This is a genomic window from Nocardia sp. NPDC046473, assembly GCF_040645995.1.
Classification (GTDB): Bacteria; Actinomycetota; Actinomycetes; order Mycobacteriales; family Mycobacteriaceae; genus Nocardia.
Genome location: NZ_JBEYZJ010000014.1, coordinates 211310 through 227337 on the forward strand (window position 1 = coordinate 211310; position 16028 = coordinate 227337).

The following is a 16028-nucleotide window of genomic DNA, read 5'->3' on the forward strand; positions in this document are numbered from 1 at the left end:
CCGGTAGTGGGAGGTCGTTGTGCAGCGTCATATGCGAGTGAACGAAGCGTTGCTGGCTGTTGCCGCGATCGTGGCCATGGGCACAGTAGGAGGCGTCGTCGCCCCAGCTCATGCCCACGTGGGAGGCGCGGTGCCTGCCCTGGCGCATGTTCAGGTTGTACATCAGCCTGGTGAAGAGCAAAGCGACGAAGACGAAAGCGCCACCGGCACAGGGCCGACACTCAGCAAGGTAGCGCTGGCGGCCGGTGTGTACTGCGGTGCATACATCCGCGAACGCCATCCCGATGCCGCGGTCGTCGACTCCAAAGGTCATGGCCTCATCGATAATTCGATGTACATCGTCCAGTCGGACGGCACCGTCGATTTCGACGGCGACTGCCACAACTGCGTTACGGAGCACGAGTTGCTGCGCTCCGGCAAGACCGGAAAGCCGGGAGTCCGCTGTAACTATTGACCCAGTAAAGGCCACGGATGTCCTTCCAGGACAGCGTGATCAGTGGTACTGCCGGTTGTCGCGACGGCGGGCGAACTTTGCGGTCGTCAGGGGGTCGTCAGACGGTCGGTGACCGCAGGCTCCTGAAAGCGTTCCGCGTGCTCGTCGGCCCATTGGGTGAAAGTCCTTGCTGGACGACCGGTTATCTGGTCGACGGTGTCGACGACAGTCGTGGCGGCATCGTCGGATGTGGAGTACCAGTCGATCACGTATTCGGCATCTGCTCGGGGTACACCAGTGGCTATCAGCCGGTCGACGGCTTGCTCATGCGTGATCGGGACAAAGGCGATATCGCGCCCGACAGCTCGCGACAGGATCGCGATCCGCTCCCGCGGCGTGAGCGACTGCGGTCCGGTGAGGTTGTAAGCACGTCCCGCATGGCCGTTGTCGAGCAGTGCCACCGCCGCCACGGCCGCGATGTCGGCCTCGTGCACCAGCGCACTGGGGAAGTCGTATGGTTCACGCACGATGCCCTCGGCCCGCACGGTGTCGATCCAGTTCAGTGTGTTCGACATGAATTCTTGCGGTTCCAGACGCGTCCACTCCACACCGGAATCCGCCACGGCTTGCTCGACCGGCCCGACCGCACCACCCCACACCACGGTGATGCGCCGCACGCCCGCCTCGACCGCCCGCCGCACCAGCTCGGGGCCGACTTCGGCGAGCCCCGACGTCACGGTGATATGCAATCGGCTGACCCCCTCGAGGGCAGGATCCAGCGTCTCCGGAGCGGTGTGCGTACCCGCCACCAACTCCACCCCCGGCGGGAAAAGCCCCACGGCCGCAGCAGGATTCCGCGTCAGAGCCCGAACCCGCTCTCCTCGGCGCATCAACTCTCTCACCACGTGCCTGCCGGTGTTACCGGTAGCGCCAGTAACCAGTGTTGTCATTGTCGAACTCCTATCGTCGTCGACGACGCTAGAAGCTCAACTGCGCTCGAGGTCAAAGTAGACGCCACAAGTTGCGGTTATCCGCACATCGGCCGTGAGCGCGCACTGAGAAGTGCTGTCAGCCAACAATTCTGGACATTTGACCAACGCACGCCCCGCAGCATATCGGATGGATGTTGACCCACCTGGCCCAGCTGCTGAACAGGTCGATCAGGTGGGATCGTGCTCGATAGGCAGCGGTTTCGATCAGGCGATCCAGCTCCTATCCGGACGTGCTCCGAGCGCTCGGCCGACCGCTTGATCAGGGCCGGTCGAACGCACGCGCATCGGCATGTGCGCGCGTTGGAAGGCTCTGTGAGCCAATAATTTCTGGACGGCTGACCAACGCGCGCTCCGCGGCATGAGCGCTCACTCGTCATGACTGAAGTCAGAGGTCGGTCGGCGTACAACGTCTTACGCTGATGAGAGCGCACTTGCGTCGACTTGCGGCCGGGTAGCATCCCGGCAGGTTCCCCTGTCGGATACCCACGGTGCCATCGGGTCCGCGGAACGGTCAGCGCTGCAGGGTGACGGGGGCGTCGTCGAGTTCGAACCCGCTGCTGTCGTTCCCGTCGGAGGTGTACAAGTTCCAGAGGATGAGGATTTTGGCGGGACCGGGCTGGAATGGGTCAGACTGGGGCGCCGGTTGGTCGATGGTGTACTGGTGCGCGGTGCCATCGCAGGTCAACAGCCCCGGCCGCTTATCCGTGTAGCTGAAGGTGCTAAGGGTCCTGTTGTCGCCATCCCCTTGACTAAACGTGCTGCTCCCGAGAACTTTGCCCTGACCGCCGGTGCAGGTGTAGGTGCCGGTGATCCGCACAGTGCCGTCGGCGTTGAGGTGCTGGATGGCGTCGGCGGTGATACTGGGGGACGGGGCCGCCATGGCCGGGCCCGCCAGCATGGCCGGGCCGGCGAACCCCACCGCCGTGGCGAGAGCCAGTTCGATGATCCGATTCCTAGGCGTGGTGGTCCGCCGTTCGGCAGTCCAGAGATATTCGACGATCACACGACTCTCTTCTTGTGGCGGAAGGGGTTTCGAAGGAAATGACCCGGCAAGCCTAAGTCGCACAGCGCCCGCGCACGATCCCCAAAAAGTACTGTCACGGTACAGATCGCCTATTACTCCAGCCGTGGATCGTGGCCGGGCGCGATTCGATGCCGGGTGAAAGTGCCCAGCACCCGGCGGGCTCGACGCCTGACACGCACGCATCGGGGTATCCCATAAGACTTACTCGTCTAGAACCCGCGCTCGACGGCGCTGCGCTCGACACAGAACTCGTTGCCCTCGAGGTCGAGCAGCGTGACGCAGTCTGGCCCTTCAGGGGTGCGGTGATCCTCGTACAGCTTGGCTCGCCAGTGTTCGATATCAACGCTCGCGAGATCGACTGCCGAACAACGGCTCTGCACCACAGAACGAGCGCGCAGGCCGGGTAGGCCGGGCGCATTACTGCGCCCGGCCCCCCTCAGAACCGGACGTGCACATTGCTATGCATCCGGCTCAACCAAGCCCGTGGAGGTCAGGTGCCGTACGTCGCCGTACGCGTCCTGACTGTCCGCCAATCCTGCAGCGGCGCAATCGAAGACGTTGCCCTCTGGTCCGTTCACCGAGTACTCGGCGTCTAACTTGTCCGTCGGTTCCAGCGTCTTGGCCACCCTCTTCCTTCACAGGCTCACCTGGCCCGCGTCAGCACCCTTTCGAGTCCGGACACAGGGGCCGGTATCCGGCCGGTTATCCACCACGCACCAGCGGAGGGGCCGATGACTACCGTGGCGGTTTCCCGTTGCCTTTCGGCCACCGGCATTCGCTTCTCGGGCCATCCCAATCCCGCTCGGGGGAGTTCAGCTTTCCTCACAGTCGGCCTACCCGACACCAACTTTCGATGCCTGGACCCCGTCGGGGTTACCACGTTTCACACGCGCGAGATTCGGCCGGGGAGGGTGCCTCCTATATCCCGGGGACGGCGGTGCTCTCCCGATCGAGTGCCGCCCTCGACCGGCGCCTGCCACATTTCAACGGCCAGTCCCTTCCCTCTGCCAACTGCTATCCATCGACAGGGTCCGCTTTACGAGACATCAACGAAGGTTCACGCGATTCACCCGTCCGGCCTGCCCCTGGCCCGTGGCCTCCGGATGGAACGGAGACCCTTCGGCGTTCCTAAGCTTCGCACCCTGCCGTTACCAGCAACGCACGTCAGAGCGGGGCCGGGCATCGAGCACGCACCCGAAACTCACACAGCCGAAACCACGTTCGGCCCTCCTATCTGCGAGTTCACTCGCATCGTGTGACTTCGTGTCGCAACGGCATGTGCGGACGTTCGGCTGGCCGCGCGATATGCGGGGTCTTATCGGCACTTCGGCCGCGGCCGACAGGGTTTAAAGCATCGCGGAGGGTGCGTCGTCTACTCCTAGCAGCAGGACGCCGTAGTCCTCCTCGACGACGTGTGAGGTGAATTGGACGTGGCGCGATCCCACCGCGAAGTCTCGCCAGTACCGTTGCAGTGGGTTGGCGTTGTCCAGACCGCTGGAGCCGTGCAGGTCCAACAGGTCCTCGAGTGCGCTGCGGCACTCACGTACCGCGGTGATCAGATCCATCCGCAGCCGCGCACGTTCCTCGGCCGTGAGCGCCTCGCCGGGCAGCGTGGCGTCGACGGCGGCGGCGATTCCGAGCATGCGGCGCTGGGCGGTATCGATTTTGTGTGCGGCGACGGCGAAGTTGCGCCGAGCCCCGGGCGAGTCGGCCAGCGTGGCGTGGGCAGGATTCGGTGACGACCGTGCCGCGAGGACAGCGGCCACCACGTCGAGGGCGCCGCGCGCCGCACCCCACAGCGGTGCGAACAGGCCCACCGCGATCGCGATATTGGACAGTGCGGCAGCGATCCGGGGCAAGTCGAGTTCGTGGGAGTCCGGGATCCACACATCATGGCCGACGAGGGTGTGACTTCCGGTGCCGCCCAGTCCCGCCATATGCCAGTCTCGGTCGACGACCAGGTCCCGGGTACGGGCGAATACCGCGGCAGGCTGCGGCGCAGCGTCGCCAGGCAGTAGCACCGAAAGCATCGCCCACTCGGCCAGTTCGCAGCCCGAGGCGTAGGGCCACCGACCGGAGATGCGTAGTCCGCCGGGCTCACGCACGGCCTGCCCCGGCCGCGCCGAGGAACACACCACGCTGTCGACGTCGTCGAACGCGTCGGCATACGCCTTGTCCGACACCCCGATCTGCAACAGCCGTTTCGCTTCGTAGGTCGTGGCCGCGATCCACGCCGTTGACGGGCAGCCCCGCCCGAGCTCACCGAGGAACCCGACCCTGGTGGTGAGGTCGGCCTCGAGTCCACCCTCGGATCGGCGCACGCCCAAGGCGAACGCCCCCGCGCGCCGAGCTGCCGCGGCGCTCGCCGCGGTGACCCTGCGATCCCGCTCGGTCGCGGCGGCTTCGACCGCCAATTCCTTTGCCGCACTACGGGCATCATCGAGCAACGATAGGCAGGCGCCGGACTTCTCACTCTCCATTGATGACCTTCCACGATTCCCACCCACGACAAGCAACATAGGCGAATATCGTGAGTGCGGCGACGATGGAGTCGGTGATCGCGGACTGCATACCCTCGGTGGTGTCCAGGATGGTCAAGGCGAGTACCGCTACCGCCACTTTGTGGAAGATCACCACTTCCCAGATCGCGGGAACCCGACGCGGCCGGTAGGCGAGCATCGCCCACATCACGCTGAACACCAGGTATCCGAAGGTTCGCCAGCCCTCCACCAGCAGGCGGTCCTCGCTCACGTCCGCCATCAGGAAGCAGCCGTTGATGAACACCGCGAAGGCGGCTGCGGAGTTGAGGGCCATCAGTCCGCGGCCGAAGCGATCCCACCGCCGAGACAAGGTGCTCGAGCGCGCAGTGGTTGCTGTGGTCACGACCGAGTTCCATTCGGCGAGAAGAAGAACCGAGAACACGGTTCGCTGCGTCGGCGATACCGACTGGCCACGATCGCTAGCACGGTTCGAACATAGACCGCGGCGACGACCGGCGAAACCGGCCAGTCGGCCAAATAACTCCGCCGACTGGATGGCTGGGGCAGTCGATAGATCCTCAGCTGCGATGTCGGCCAGCCGAACGACGCGATGCTGCACAGCCAGAGAGGCCCGCCCGCCCAACGTCACATAGTCGGCATTTGCGTGCGTTGGGAACCCTTGTCTACCAACGGATCTGGGCGACCGACCAACGCCGGTAACCCGGTACGCGGAGCACCGTGAGCGAGGCCAAGTGGTTTTCCTGCTCCCGATAGACGTCGACGCGCGAACTGACCAGCCCGAGCCTCCGTGCCACGAGCAGCGGTGCGCCGACGATCAGCTGGACCGCCATCTCGATCAGCCCGTCTACCCGTCGGATCTCGGGTGTCAGGCTCGGTCCTCGCGGCTGAAGCGGTCCTGCCTTGCGTCACGCGCGAGTCGGTGGCTCGGCGAGACGATCGCCGGATAGCAACGTACCCGCCTGCTTGACGTGCCGTTGGACAGGTGAGATTTCCATGCTCTGGAGGCCGGGCAGTGACCCGATGCGATCGGAGGTGAATTCGAACAGTTCGTCGAGGTCTCGGCAGTGGGCGACGGCATGGATGTTGTAGGGCCCGGAGATGGCGGCGGCGAAGGCGATCTCGGGTTCTCGTGCCAGCGCGCGTCCAACGTTCTTCACCTCCGACGGATGCACCCGTAGCCACAGATTTGCCCGCGCGTGGTAGCCCAAAGCTGCGGGGGCGATCTCGACGTCGAGGTGGATGACGCGTTTCAGGAGCAGGACGTCGAGGCGGCGAGATACGCGGCCTGGTGTGGAGTCCGCCGCGGTGGCGAGGTCGACGAGACTGGCTCGACCATCCGTGGCGAGCGTGCCGAGAACTTTCTCGTCTTCGGCGGTGAGATATACGGAGGTGTCGGTGACGACCGGCGACTCCGTGAATGGGGGGCCGTCGCTCCCGAGCATGGCTTCCTGCTCCGGGGTCAGCACGCCGTGGAGTGCGGCCCAGTAGTGACCGCGACCTCCCATGAACTGGCGAAGCATAGCGAAGGCGTTGATGTCGAGCACCGCCGCGGTACGCGGAAGCTTTTGCCCGAGTAGATCTTCCCGCTGTGCTTCACTCCGAGACTGAGTCGCGCACGTGATTTCGCAGCCCGCCGCGCCCAAGGCTACCCAGTTGACATCATTTCGCTTGGCGAGTGCGCCCGCGATCGCAGCGGCGCTGCCGGGCCGACAGCGTATTCGTACCAGCCATCTGCTCTGTCCCAACGCTCCCGGGTTGACCACGCCGGCGACGCGGATGACGCCGTCGGTGCGCAGGCGCCGATACCGGCGGGTGACGGTGCCTTCGGTGAGACCGAGCGCGCCGGCTATCGAGGCGAAGGAGGCTCTCGGGGCAATCTGCAGCGCCCGAATGATTCGCACATCATCAGGCCGTACTGCGAAGGATTCAGACATTGATGCACCTGTCATAGCGAGAATCCTACAAATGTTCGTGTCTGAATCGCGCCTGCGACAACTCGACGAGCAGACTCGTCTCGTACCGATGAAGGCCACAGCAGAGCTGTACTGCATGCCGCTCGAGACGGTCTCGGGTTAGGGACGTACGCGGTGAGCTCGCGAAGTAGAGAACGGAGATGACGCGCATGTCATCAACTGTCACAGGGCGCCACACGCCGACCGCCCTGCTCGTCGGAGCCTCGCGCGGTCTCGGCCACGCGATGGCGGCTGAATTCCTCGGCCGCGGCTGGAACGTCATCGGCACAGTTCGCGACACGTCTGTGCGCACGCCCTTGGACGATCTCGCCGACCGGGCCAAGGGGCGCGTCAGCGTCGAGCTCCTCGACATCAACGAGCCCAACCACCTTGCGCCCCTGCACAAGCGTCTGGCGGGCCGCCCGCTCGACGTGCTCTTCGTCAATGCAGGCACCACGAACAGCGAGCAGATGCCCATCGGCGAGGTGGCAACAGACGATTTCGTCGAGGTGATGATCACCAACGCTCTCAGTCCTATGCGGGTCATCGAGGCGCTCGAAGACCTGGTGTCTCCCACCGGCCTCATCGGAGCGATGTCGTCCGGTCAGGGCAGCATCACGAACAACACGACCGCAGGCCGCGAGGTCTACCGGGGGAGCAAGGCGGCATTGAACATGTTCATGCGCGGTTTCGCGGTCCGGCAGGCCGAGACGCAGCGCGGCTTCATCCTCTTGGCGCCTGGTTGGATCAGCACCGCGCTCGGCGGGCCGGACGCGCCGTTCACCGTTGCGGAAAGCGTCCCGCTGCTGGTGGACGTCCTGCTGGCCAAATCGGGCACGCCTGGTCTGGCGTATCTGGACCGCTCGGGTCGGACAGTGCCCTGGTGAGGATAACGACGATGCCGCTTATGACCTCCGCCCGGGGAGGTGCTGGCTCGAGAACTTCCCATCTGAGCCTGGCCGAGAGGCTGCCAGACCGCCCTCCGGTCGCATCAAGTTGACATCCTGTAATCGGCATTTGCGGGCGTTGGAAGGTTCTGTGCCAACCATTTTGGACGGCCGTCCAACGCCCGCTCCGCGGCTATTATCGGATGTTGAAACAGTCGCCTTTCGTATTGACGTATTGGGCGACTTCTCGCAAAGGCTGATCAGTCGCTTGCTGCTTCCCAACCCACGATTGTGGGGATGTCGGCGGGGACGCGGCCGGGGAAGTTCGGTGTTCGGCGTTGGAGGAAGGACATGATGCCTTCGGCGGCGTCGGGGCTTGTGACGAGTCCGGCGATGAGTTTCGATTCGAGTGTGTGTGCGGGGTACGGGGTGTCGTAGGCGCTGAGTCGCAGCAGCATTTGACGGGTGACTGCGACCGAGACCGGTGCGGTGTTCGTGATGAGGTCTCGCGCGTATTGCTGTGCGGCGGGTAGTACTTCGTCGGGTTCGACGACGCGGTGTACCAGTCCACTGGCGAGTGCTTCTGCGGCGGGGAAGACCCGGCCGGTGAGCATCCAGTCCATCGCGCAGCCCATGCCGACGATGCGTGGCAGATGCCATGTCGAGGCGCCTTCGGGGAAGAATCCGCGGCGGGTGAAGACGTATCCGAATCGGCTGTCGGTGGCCGCGATTCGATAGTCGGCAGGAAGGATGATCGTGGACCCGGCGCCGATGGCTGCGCCGCGGATCGCGGCGATCACGGGTTTGTGGCATTCGAAGATCCGCTGTGAGCATTGGCCTGCGGGTTCGAGCCAGTCGTGCTCGGGTGGTGGTGCGGTGAACCCGGAGCAGAGGTCCATTCCGACGCAGAAGTCCGAGCCCTCGCCAGTGAGGATGATCGCGCGTACTTCTGGGTTGTTATCGGCTGCGGTGATCGCTGCGCCGAGTTCGGTGCCCATGGTGCAGGTGTAGCCATTGCTGACGTGTGGGCGGTTGAGGCTGACTGTGGCGATATGGTCGCGCACCGAATACAGGATGTCGCGGTAGCTCATTGTTTTCCTCGGCTTGCCGAACGGCTCGGTAGGGCCATTTCGTTGGTCGGAGAGGCGGATCGTGTTCGCGACGGTCGGCTGTGAGAGTCGTTGCGTCGCTTCGATGTACTGCGGTGCCGGTCCATCGGCCATTGCGGACGCCGGGACGAGTTCATCGGCTGGATCTGTTGAGGTGGAAGTCGTCGTCGTCTGGGTGGCTGAGCATTGTTTCCATGGTGCGGCGGTCGAAGGGCAGCAGGTCGATCTTGCCGTTTTCGGTGATGTACCAGGAGTTGCAGCCGGTGTTCCACACTGTCGGGCCGAGGGCTTGGACGACCTCGGTGCCGAATCGTTCGGCGGCGGTGTCGGTGACCTCGACGGCGTCGAATTCCCCTGTGCTCCAACGCTGGATCCAGGCGGTGATGTAGCGGGCGCTGACTTCGGCGGCGTGATGGAGCGGGATGGAGCCGGTGGGCGAGTTGGGGCCCAGCACGGTGAACAGGTTGGGGAAACCGGGGATCGCGGTCATCCGGTAGGCGTGCGGGCCCTCGGCCCATGTTTCGTCGATCGAAATACCATCGCGGCCGGTCAATTTCATCGGCCGCATGTAGTCATGAGCACGGAAACCGGTGGCGAACACGATCATCTCGACGTCATGATGGCGGCCATCGATGGTGCGGATGCCGGTCGCGGTGATCGCGTCGATGCCGGTGGTGACGAGTTCGGTGTTGGGCGCGCGCAGGGCGCGATAGTAGCTGCCGGACAACACTTGTCGTTTACACAACGGCTCATAGTCAGGGGTGAGTTCCGCGCGCAGTCGCGGGTCGCTGATCTGTGCGCGCAAGCTCAGGCGTGCGTACTGCTGGACCAAGCGCCGCCGCCAGCTGGGGCGGGTGACGACATCGGTGAACGCCTTCGCGCCGAGCATTCCTGCCTGGTACAGGGCCCGGTTGAGTGCTGGCAGCCGATCCAGGACGGTGCTGAGAAACGCCGGTTGCGACAACCGCATCGGAGCCCAGATGACCCATTGCGGGCTGCGCACGAAATGGGTGACCTGACGGGCGTGTGGTTGTAGTGCCGAAACCGCTTGCACACCAGTAGATCCGGTACCGATGACCGCGATGCGCCGCCCGGCGGTCGGTATGGTGTCGTCCCAGCGGGCGGTGTGGAGGATGTCGCCGGTGAATTCGTCGAGTCCCGCGATGTCGGGCCAGGCCGGATGATGGAGGACCCCGGTGGCGGCGATGACGAAATCGGCGTCGTAGCTGTCACCGTCGTCGGTGCCGACCCGCCAGCCGGTGCCGGTGAATTCCGCTGTTACTACCTCGGTGTCGACCCGCAGATGCGGGCGCAGTCCGAACTGGTCGACGACGTCGGCGAGGTACCGCTGGATCTCGGGGCCGGGTGCGAACACCTGCGACCAGTCGGGTTTGGGCGCGAATCCGAACTGATACAGCTGTGAGGGCACATCGCAGGTCAGTCCCGGGTAGTGATTCCAATGCCAGACCCCGCCGACATCGGATCCCTTCTCCAGGATCACGAAATCATGGAAACCATTGCGTTGCAGTGTAATCGCAGCGGCGATGCCGGATATACCGGCACCGATGATCACCACACGAGGTATACGGGACATTGTCATCGCCCACCCTCCGTCGTCGCGTACTCGCCCCTCACTCGGAGCCCGTGTCGGACTCGGCCCGAACGATGTCGAGTTCGGCGCGGCGATGGGCCAGGTTGTCTCGGGAGAACCGGTTCTGCCACGGGGGTTTTGGGCCGATGTGTTGGCGGGCGCGGAAGAAGATCGGCCCTGCGGTCTGCGACAGCGCTTTCGGTACCAGCCGCCAAACACCTTTGTGCAGGGCGAGTTCCACGGCGTCGATTCGTGTGCGGTGGAGCCCGAGTCGTTCGTCGAGCACTTCGGGGAAGGTGGCGAGGGCACCGACGCGCAAGAGGCGACGCAGGGGGAAGGTGATCACTCGCCACACCGGTTGCGGGATCCATGGAGCCGAAGCGGGTTTGCGCGTCTCGGGGCCCATCTGTTTCATGATCCACTCGACGGTGGGGTTGTTTTCGGCGACGTTGCACAGGTAGTCGGTCCAGTAGGCGTCGAACTCCTCGCGGGTGTCGGGGATGCCCTGCACGCCGAAACTCCGGCCGAGTTCGACCATGCCGGCCAGGGCTTCGTCGCGTTCGGTATCGCAGGTGAACCCGCGGGAGAAGTCGTAGGCCTCGATCACTCCTTGGAAGATTCCGGTCCAGGCGTAGGCCCAGGTCTCGCGTTCCCAGGCGTGGTAGCGCGCGCCGTCGGGCATGGTTCCGCTGATTTTGCGGTGCAACTCACGTAGTGCGTTCGCGGCGTCGGCGCGGTCTTGGGCTGTCGCGCCGAGCACGATCCCGGCCAGTAGCTCATAGCTGTCGAACAGCCGCCGAATCGAGTGCCCGGTCCCTGCGGGGGCGATGTCGCCGTTGAGCAGGGGTTCGTGTTCCTCGATGCCACGGCCGACTTTGGGCATCAAGGTGCCCAGCACCATGCCCGCCATGGACACGTAGGTCATCGTTCCCGCGTCGCCGAGGACCCGGTAGGTCACCGACCCCGGTGCGAGCAGCGCTGAGGGTTCCTCGATTCGGGCCGCCGCATGTTTGGTTCCGGTACCGGTGCGGTCGCCGGGCTCCACCGGGCGGCTCTCCGCGCTGGTCGTGGCTTTGCGGGAAAGGGTTCTGCGAGCAGACTGACTGGTCATTCCATGATGGTAGGTGCTACCGCTGGTACCGCACAAGGGGGAATGATTAGTCAGTCCGTCGCTGACTGACTCGTCACTCCACGCTCGTCGGCCGATTAGGATGGCCTGATGAGCGCCCCGAAATCGTCCCCGAAGTCCAACGGTGCCGGAGCCGTGGACGACGACCTCACCCGGCGGCGGCGCAAGGAAATCTCCCTGGGCGCGTGCGCGGTGTTCGACGAACGCGGCTACGCCAACACCCGCATCGCCGACATCTCCGACCGTCTGGGGATCGGGCAGGGAACCATCTACCGGTACTTCACCGGCAAAGACGATCTGATGGACCACATCATCGACCACGGTGTACGGCGCATCCTCGCGGCGATGCGCGAGGACCCGGCCGTCGCCACTGACGCGGTGAGCACCGGCGCCCAGTTCGCCGATCAGATCACCACCGTGGCGCACCGGCTGCTCGAGATGGCCGCGCAAGAGCAGGCTCTGATGCGAGTCCTGCTGATCCACGCACCCGCCGCTCGCCCGGACGCGATCGATGAGCTCACCGATCAACTCGCTGCGGCCACCGCCGCCTATCTCGACGTCGGTGTGGAAAACGGTTACCTGCGAACAGGACTGAACACGATGGCGGTCGCCGACGCGCTGACCGGAGTCACCCTGGCGGCCATCCGGCGCGTGCTGCGCGGCCAGCTCGACGCCACTGCCCGTGAATCCACCGCGCACGCGATCGGGGACTTCGTGGCCAGCGGTGCGGTCAACGCTTGACCGAGCCCGTCGCATACGGCCCGCCGTAGCGAATTGCCTCACTTGCTCTCCCTGGGCAGGTCGGAAAACGCTCGTGTAGCCGTTGCGTGGCGGGTGTCGGCACGGCGTCAGTCAGGTTCAGGCTTCGGAAGATGCCACCTTGACCAACCAGAAACAGTATGTACTCTCACAAGAGAGAATCATAGTGTTTCTCTCCAGAAGTTGCTTTTGTATCGCGGGAGAAGGCAGGCATCGTGGCCATCGTTTCCAAGCAGGTTTCAGTCGAGTCGGATCCGGGGCCGATCGGTGCGCCTCCAGGGCTGCCGACTCTGCCGGGATTGGATGCGCTGTTCGGTGCCGCTTACGGTGCGGGGTACCTCATCGGCGGAGAACGGTTGGCCCACAGGCTCATCGAGCACTACGGGCCCGTCATGCGGGTACCGATAGTGGGGCTCGGCACGCTGGCGGTGGTTTCGGATCCCGAACTGGTCAAGCAGGTATTCACCGCGAAACCGGATGTCCTGCTCGGCGGCGAGGGTGTCGGACCGGCGGCCGCGATCTACGGACACGAATCGATGTTCGTGCTCGAGGAGCCCGAGCATCTCCGTCGTCGCAAATTGCTCACTCCACCGCTGCACGGGCAAGCTCTGGAGAGCTACGGTCCGATCATCGCCGACGAGACTCGCCGTGCGATGGCCCGGTTCCCGATCGATCGCCCGTTCCGGATGTTGCGGGCGGCAAGGGGTTTCACTCTCGATATCATTGTTCGGGTCATCTTCGGGGTGAGTGATCGTGCCGAGATCGCGCGGCTCGGGCACCCGTTCGAGGAGCTGCTCGATCTGGGGTTGACCGACGTGGCCGTCGTGCGTTACATGCTGCGCGATATCGGAACGATGCGGTGGTGGCCGCGGCTGGCGCGGATCAACCGTGATGTGGTCTCGGTGGTCGCACCGTTGATCGCGCAGCGTCGCCGTGATCCGGAACTGTCTGCGCGCCAAGACATGCTGTCGCTACTGATGTGTGCGCGCACCGACACCGGAGAAGCGATGACCGACTCCGAAATCATCGCCGACCTGATCACTCTCATGCTGGCCGGACACGAAACCAGCGCCACCACCCTGTCGTGGATGTTCGATGAGCTGCTGCATCGTCCCGATGCCCTCGCCCGGGTACGTGCCGAAGCCGAAACCGGCGCAACCGAATACACGATGGCGGTCATCAACGAGACGATGCGACTGCGGCCCCCGGTTCCATTCACAGCCCGTGTCACCACCGGCCACTACCAGCTCGGCGACTACCTCCTCGAGCCCGGCACCCGGATCGTGCTCTACATCGACGCGGTCAACAAAAACCCACGAACATACCTCGAACCACACCGGTTCCAGCCCGAACGGTTCCTCGGAACACGGCCCTCCACCTACGGCTGGATCCCGTTCGGTGGTGGCATCAAACGCTGCCTGGGCGCCAGCTTCTCCCAGCGTGAGCTCATCATCGCCACCCACACACTGCTGCGAGAAGGCGACTTCACACCCGTGCATTCCCACGAGGACCGACCCGTCCGCCGATCAGCGGTGGTCATCCCCCGGGGCGGGGTGGAGATCCGCTACCGCCCCCGCCACTGCCCGCCCTCGCAGTGAGCAGCGCCAGACCGCTGATCTGGTTCGGGGCCTTCGCGTTGACAGCGGTGCTGGTCACGGTCCTGATCTGGAACACCCTGGCCCGCACCGTCGATGGTGACACCTTCACCTACGCCGCGACCTTCACCAACGTCCAAGGCCTGCGCACCGGCGACGATGTCCGCATCGCGGGCGTGCGGGTCGGCAAGGTCGAACAGATCGGGCTCGACGAACACAACCACGCCAGAGTGAGATTCATTGTTCAGCGTGACCAATTGCTCTACAACGACACCAAAGTGCTTGTCCGATACCAGAACCTGATCGGTCAGCGCTACCTCGCGCTGGCCCCGGGCGCCACCGACGACCACACTGCACTGAAGAACAAGGCAGCGATCCCAGTCGAGCACACCGAAGGATCCTTCGATATCTCCGGACTACTCAACGGATTCCAACCCCTGTTCAGCGTGCTCGAACCCGAACACGTCAACCGGCTCTCCCAAACCCTGGTTCAAGCCCTGCAAGGTGACCGGGTTTCGTTGGCCGCGTTCATCACTCAAGCCGCAGCCCTGGCCGGTGACTTTCAACGCCGAGACACGATCCTGGCTGACATCATCACCAACCTGTCGAGCGTGATGGCGGCATTGGCCGCCCGCGGCGACGAGCTGGAAACGCTGGTCACCCAAACCCGAGCACTGATCGGAGGACTGTACGACCAAGGCCAATCACTACAGCAATCCACCGCCCGCCTCGCCGAGTCGAGCACCGCACTGGTCGGCCTACTCGACCGGGCCCAACCCAGCCTGCGGACCGCACAAACCTCGACCCTGGCCGCACTGACACTGCTGTTGGACAACGGCACGAAACTCGACCAGGCACTGCTCGACCTCACCACGATCGTCGGTGGCCTGGGCAAAGTCAGCTCCGAGGGCGGCTATTCGGCCGGATACTTCTGCGGGATCGACATCTCCCTGTACGGAGTGCTGTTCCCGCGTGGACAGTTCGCCCAAATAGGCGGCACCGCACACTCGCCACCATGCCGCCCCTGACCGCTACCGCGCACGACCACAAACTACGACTAACTGTCGGTGCAAACTTGGTGCGCATAGACAACCGCGACGGCGCGGTAGAGCTGCGCCTGTTGCTCACGAACGGCGCAGGCGGATTGCTCGGACTCGTCTATTTCGCACCGTATTCCGACGGACGAATCCCCACCGAAAACCCACGCCACAGGGCGCGCGTCCAAGGTCTCCGAATCGGCGGCCACCTCCCACAACATGGCCTGTGCTGGGTTGATTCCGGCCTGCGGGCGGCCGCTACTGTGGTGCGATGAGCCACGCCGACACGGTGACCTACTCAGCCGGTGCTGTCGAAACAGCCTTGGCCGTGTTGAGTGGTTCCGCACCGGCGCCACTGCCACGCCACAAACACGACCTGTCGCGCGAGCAGGTCCGCGAGACCCAATCAGGGCGTGTACTGGCCGCGGCGATCGTCCTGTTCGCCGAACAGGGCTACGCCGCCACCACGGTCATGCATATCGCCCAGCGCGCCGGAGTTTCCAGGAAGACCTACTACGAGTTGTTCGACTCCAAGGAAGACGTATTCCTCGACGCGTATCGAGCCGTGAGCGTGCTCCTGGACGCAGCACGCGACTCCCTGGACCAAGAGCAGGATCGACCCGAACTAGCCCCCGACACCATCGAAGACTACTGCCGGTTCCTGCTGCAATTCCTCGCCATCATTCCCGCCGCGACACGAATGTTCTTCCTCGAAGCCCTCGGCGTCGGGCCCCGAGTCCGAGCCCGCCGCAATGAGTCGATCACCGAGTTCGTGGCCGGCATCGCCCCTGCGCTGCAACAACTCCGCAGCCGATACGAGCCAGCCCTGCCGCCGCTGGACACCCAACTGTGTTACGCGATCACCGCCGCGGGCATCGAGATGATCGTGCAGCACCTCGCCGATGGGGACCCCGAAACACTGACCACCCTGGCCCCCGAAGTCAGCGACCTCGTCCGCGCAATAGTGACCCCCAACCACACCGCCCACCGATCGAGGTGAGCACAACCCCACCGCCCCA

At 64.5% G+C, this 16028-nt stretch carries 17 protein-coding genes; 6 read left to right on the forward strand and 11 right to left on the reverse strand.

Annotated elements, in window-relative coordinates; all coding sequences use genetic code 11:
- Positions 1 to 37: 37 nt before the first annotated feature.
- The gene (locus ABZ942_RS41055) at positions 38 to 454 is read left to right on the forward strand and encodes a hypothetical protein (protein ID WP_357391676.1); all 417 of its coding nucleotides are present in this window, start codon (positions 38 to 40) and stop codon (positions 452 to 454) included.
- A gap of 86 nt (positions 455 to 540) precedes the next feature.
- Here ABZ942_RS41055 and ABZ942_RS41060 read toward each other — a convergent pair whose 3' ends face one another.
- From ABZ942_RS41060 to ABZ942_RS41095, 8 genes are all read right to left on the reverse strand, one after another.
- Positions 541 to 1383, reverse strand: a complete 843-nt coding sequence (locus tag ABZ942_RS41060; RefSeq protein WP_357391677.1) for an NmrA family NAD(P)-binding protein — start codon at positions 1381 to 1383, stop codon at positions 541 to 543.
- Between the two features lie 553 nt (positions 1384 to 1936).
- Positions 1937 to 2428, reverse strand: coding sequence for a DUF6299 family protein (locus tag ABZ942_RS41065; protein WP_357391678.1), 492 nt, complete (start codon positions 2426 to 2428; stop codon positions 1937 to 1939).
- 230 nt (positions 2429 to 2658) lie between these two features.
- Positions 2659 to 2832 carry a hypothetical protein gene (locus ABZ942_RS41070; protein ID WP_357391679.1) on the reverse strand — a complete coding sequence of 58 codons (174 nt, stop codon included), beginning with the start codon at positions 2830 to 2832 and terminating at the stop codon, positions 2659 to 2661.
- 75 nt (positions 2833 to 2907) lie between these two features.
- Positions 2908 to 3075 (reverse strand): hypothetical protein, encoded by a 168-nt coding sequence (locus tag ABZ942_RS41075; RefSeq protein WP_357391680.1) that lies wholly within the window; start codon positions 3073 to 3075, stop codon positions 2908 to 2910.
- A gap of 720 nt (positions 3076 to 3795) precedes the next feature.
- Positions 3796 to 4929: an acyl-CoA dehydrogenase family protein gene (locus tag ABZ942_RS41080; protein WP_357391681.1), complete on the reverse strand. Its 1134-nt coding sequence runs from the start codon at positions 4927 to 4929 to the stop codon at positions 3796 to 3798.
- On the reverse strand, positions 4919 to 5332 hold the full coding sequence (locus ABZ942_RS41085; RefSeq protein ID WP_357391682.1) for a hypothetical protein: 414 nt from the start codon (positions 5330 to 5332) through the stop codon (positions 4919 to 4921). Before ABZ942_RS41085 ends, ABZ942_RS41080 begins: the two co-directional genes overlap by 11 nt.
- 280 nt (positions 5333 to 5612) lie before the next feature.
- Positions 5613 to 5780: a hypothetical protein gene (locus ABZ942_RS41090; RefSeq protein ID WP_357391683.1), complete on the reverse strand. Its 168-nt coding sequence runs from the start codon at positions 5778 to 5780 to the stop codon at positions 5613 to 5615.
- A gap of 75 nt (positions 5781 to 5855) precedes the next feature.
- On the reverse strand, positions 5856 to 6884 hold the full coding sequence (locus ABZ942_RS41095; protein ID WP_357391684.1) for an AsnC family transcriptional regulator: 1029 nt from the start codon (positions 6882 to 6884) through the stop codon (positions 5856 to 5858).
- Positions 6885 to 7072: 188 nt separating this feature from the next.
- On the opposite strand from ABZ942_RS41095, the gene ABZ942_RS41100 reads away from it, so the two are divergent.
- Positions 7073 to 7789 (forward strand): SDR family NAD(P)-dependent oxidoreductase, encoded by a 717-nt coding sequence (locus ABZ942_RS41100; protein ID WP_357391685.1) that lies wholly within the window; start codon positions 7073 to 7075, stop codon positions 7787 to 7789.
- 260 nt (positions 7790 to 8049) lie between these two features.
- Here the strand turns inward: ABZ942_RS41100 and ABZ942_RS41105 are convergent, their stop codons facing one another.
- The 3 genes from ABZ942_RS41105 to ABZ942_RS41115 all read right to left on the reverse strand — a co-directional run bounded on the left by ABZ942_RS41105 (position 8050) and on the right by ABZ942_RS41115 (position 11600).
- Positions 8050 to 8880 (reverse strand): enoyl-CoA hydratase-related protein, encoded by an 831-nt coding sequence (locus ABZ942_RS41105; protein WP_357391686.1) that lies wholly within the window; start codon positions 8878 to 8880, stop codon positions 8050 to 8052.
- A gap of 151 nt (positions 8881 to 9031) precedes the next feature.
- Complete coding sequence (locus ABZ942_RS41110; protein WP_357391687.1) at positions 9032 to 10498, reverse strand: NAD(P)/FAD-dependent oxidoreductase; 1467 nt, start codon at positions 10496 to 10498, stop codon at positions 9032 to 9034.
- Positions 10499 to 10529: 31 nt separating this feature from the next.
- Positions 10530 to 11600, reverse strand: coding sequence for an oxygenase MpaB family protein (locus ABZ942_RS41115; RefSeq protein WP_357391688.1), 1071 nt, complete (start codon positions 11598 to 11600; stop codon positions 10530 to 10532).
- A 108-nt stretch (positions 11601 to 11708) separates the two neighbouring features.
- Between ABZ942_RS41115 and ABZ942_RS41120 the strand changes: the two genes are divergently transcribed.
- The 4 genes from ABZ942_RS41120 (at position 11709) to ABZ942_RS41135 (ending at position 16009) form a co-directional block, all read left to right on the forward strand.
- Positions 11709 to 12359, forward strand: coding sequence for a TetR/AcrR family transcriptional regulator (locus ABZ942_RS41120; protein WP_357391689.1), 651 nt, complete (start codon positions 11709 to 11711; stop codon positions 12357 to 12359).
- A 233-nt stretch (positions 12360 to 12592) separates the two neighbouring features.
- Entirely contained in the window at positions 12593 to 13975 is a 1383-nt protein-coding gene (locus ABZ942_RS41125; protein WP_357391690.1) for a cytochrome P450, read from the forward strand.
- Entirely contained in the window at positions 13972 to 15000 is a 1029-nt protein-coding gene (locus ABZ942_RS41130) for an MlaD family protein (RefSeq protein WP_357391691.1), read from the forward strand. Before ABZ942_RS41125 ends, ABZ942_RS41130 begins: the two co-directional genes overlap by 4 nt.
- A gap of 280 nt (positions 15001 to 15280) precedes the next feature.
- On the forward strand, positions 15281 to 16009 hold the full coding sequence (locus ABZ942_RS41135) for a helix-turn-helix domain-containing protein (RefSeq protein WP_357391692.1): 729 nt from the start codon (positions 15281 to 15283) through the stop codon (positions 16007 to 16009).
- Positions 16010 to 16028: the final 19 nt, after the last annotated feature.

Bases quoted from the DNA above. Each gene is read 5' to 3' on its own strand.
- ABZ942_RS41115 (WP_357391688.1), bottom strand. From the start codon at position 11,600: ATGACCAGTCAGTCTGCTCGCAGAACCCTTTCCCGCAAAGCCACGACC.
- ABZ942_RS41060 (WP_357391677.1), bottom strand. From the start codon at position 1,383: ATGACAACACTGGTTACTGGCGCTACCGGTAACACCGGCAGGCACGTG.
- ABZ942_RS41090 (WP_357391683.1), bottom strand. From the start codon at position 5,780: ATGGCGGTCCAGCTGATCGTCGGCGCACCGCTGCTCGTGGCACGGAGG.
- ABZ942_RS41095 (WP_357391684.1), bottom strand. From the start codon at position 6,884: ATGTCTGAATCCTTCGCAGTACGGCCTGATGATGTGCGAATCATTCGG.
- ABZ942_RS41135 (WP_357391692.1), top strand. From the start codon at position 15,281: ATGAGCCACGCCGACACGGTGACCTACTCAGCCGGTGCTGTCGAAACA.
- ABZ942_RS41080 (WP_357391681.1), bottom strand. From the start codon at position 4,929: ATGGAGAGTGAGAAGTCCGGCGCCTGCCTATCGTTGCTCGATGATGCC.
- ABZ942_RS41100 (WP_357391685.1), top strand. From the start codon at position 7,073: ATGTCATCAACTGTCACAGGGCGCCACACGCCGACCGCCCTGCTCGTC.
- ABZ942_RS41105 (WP_357391686.1), bottom strand. From the start codon at position 8,880: ATGAGCTACCGCGACATCCTGTATTCGGTGCGCGACCATATCGCCACA.
- ABZ942_RS41120 (WP_357391689.1), top strand. From the start codon at position 11,709: ATGAGCGCCCCGAAATCGTCCCCGAAGTCCAACGGTGCCGGAGCCGTG.
- ABZ942_RS41110 (WP_357391687.1), bottom strand. From the start codon at position 10,498: ATGACAATGTCCCGTATACCTCGTGTGGTGATCATCGGTGCCGGTATA.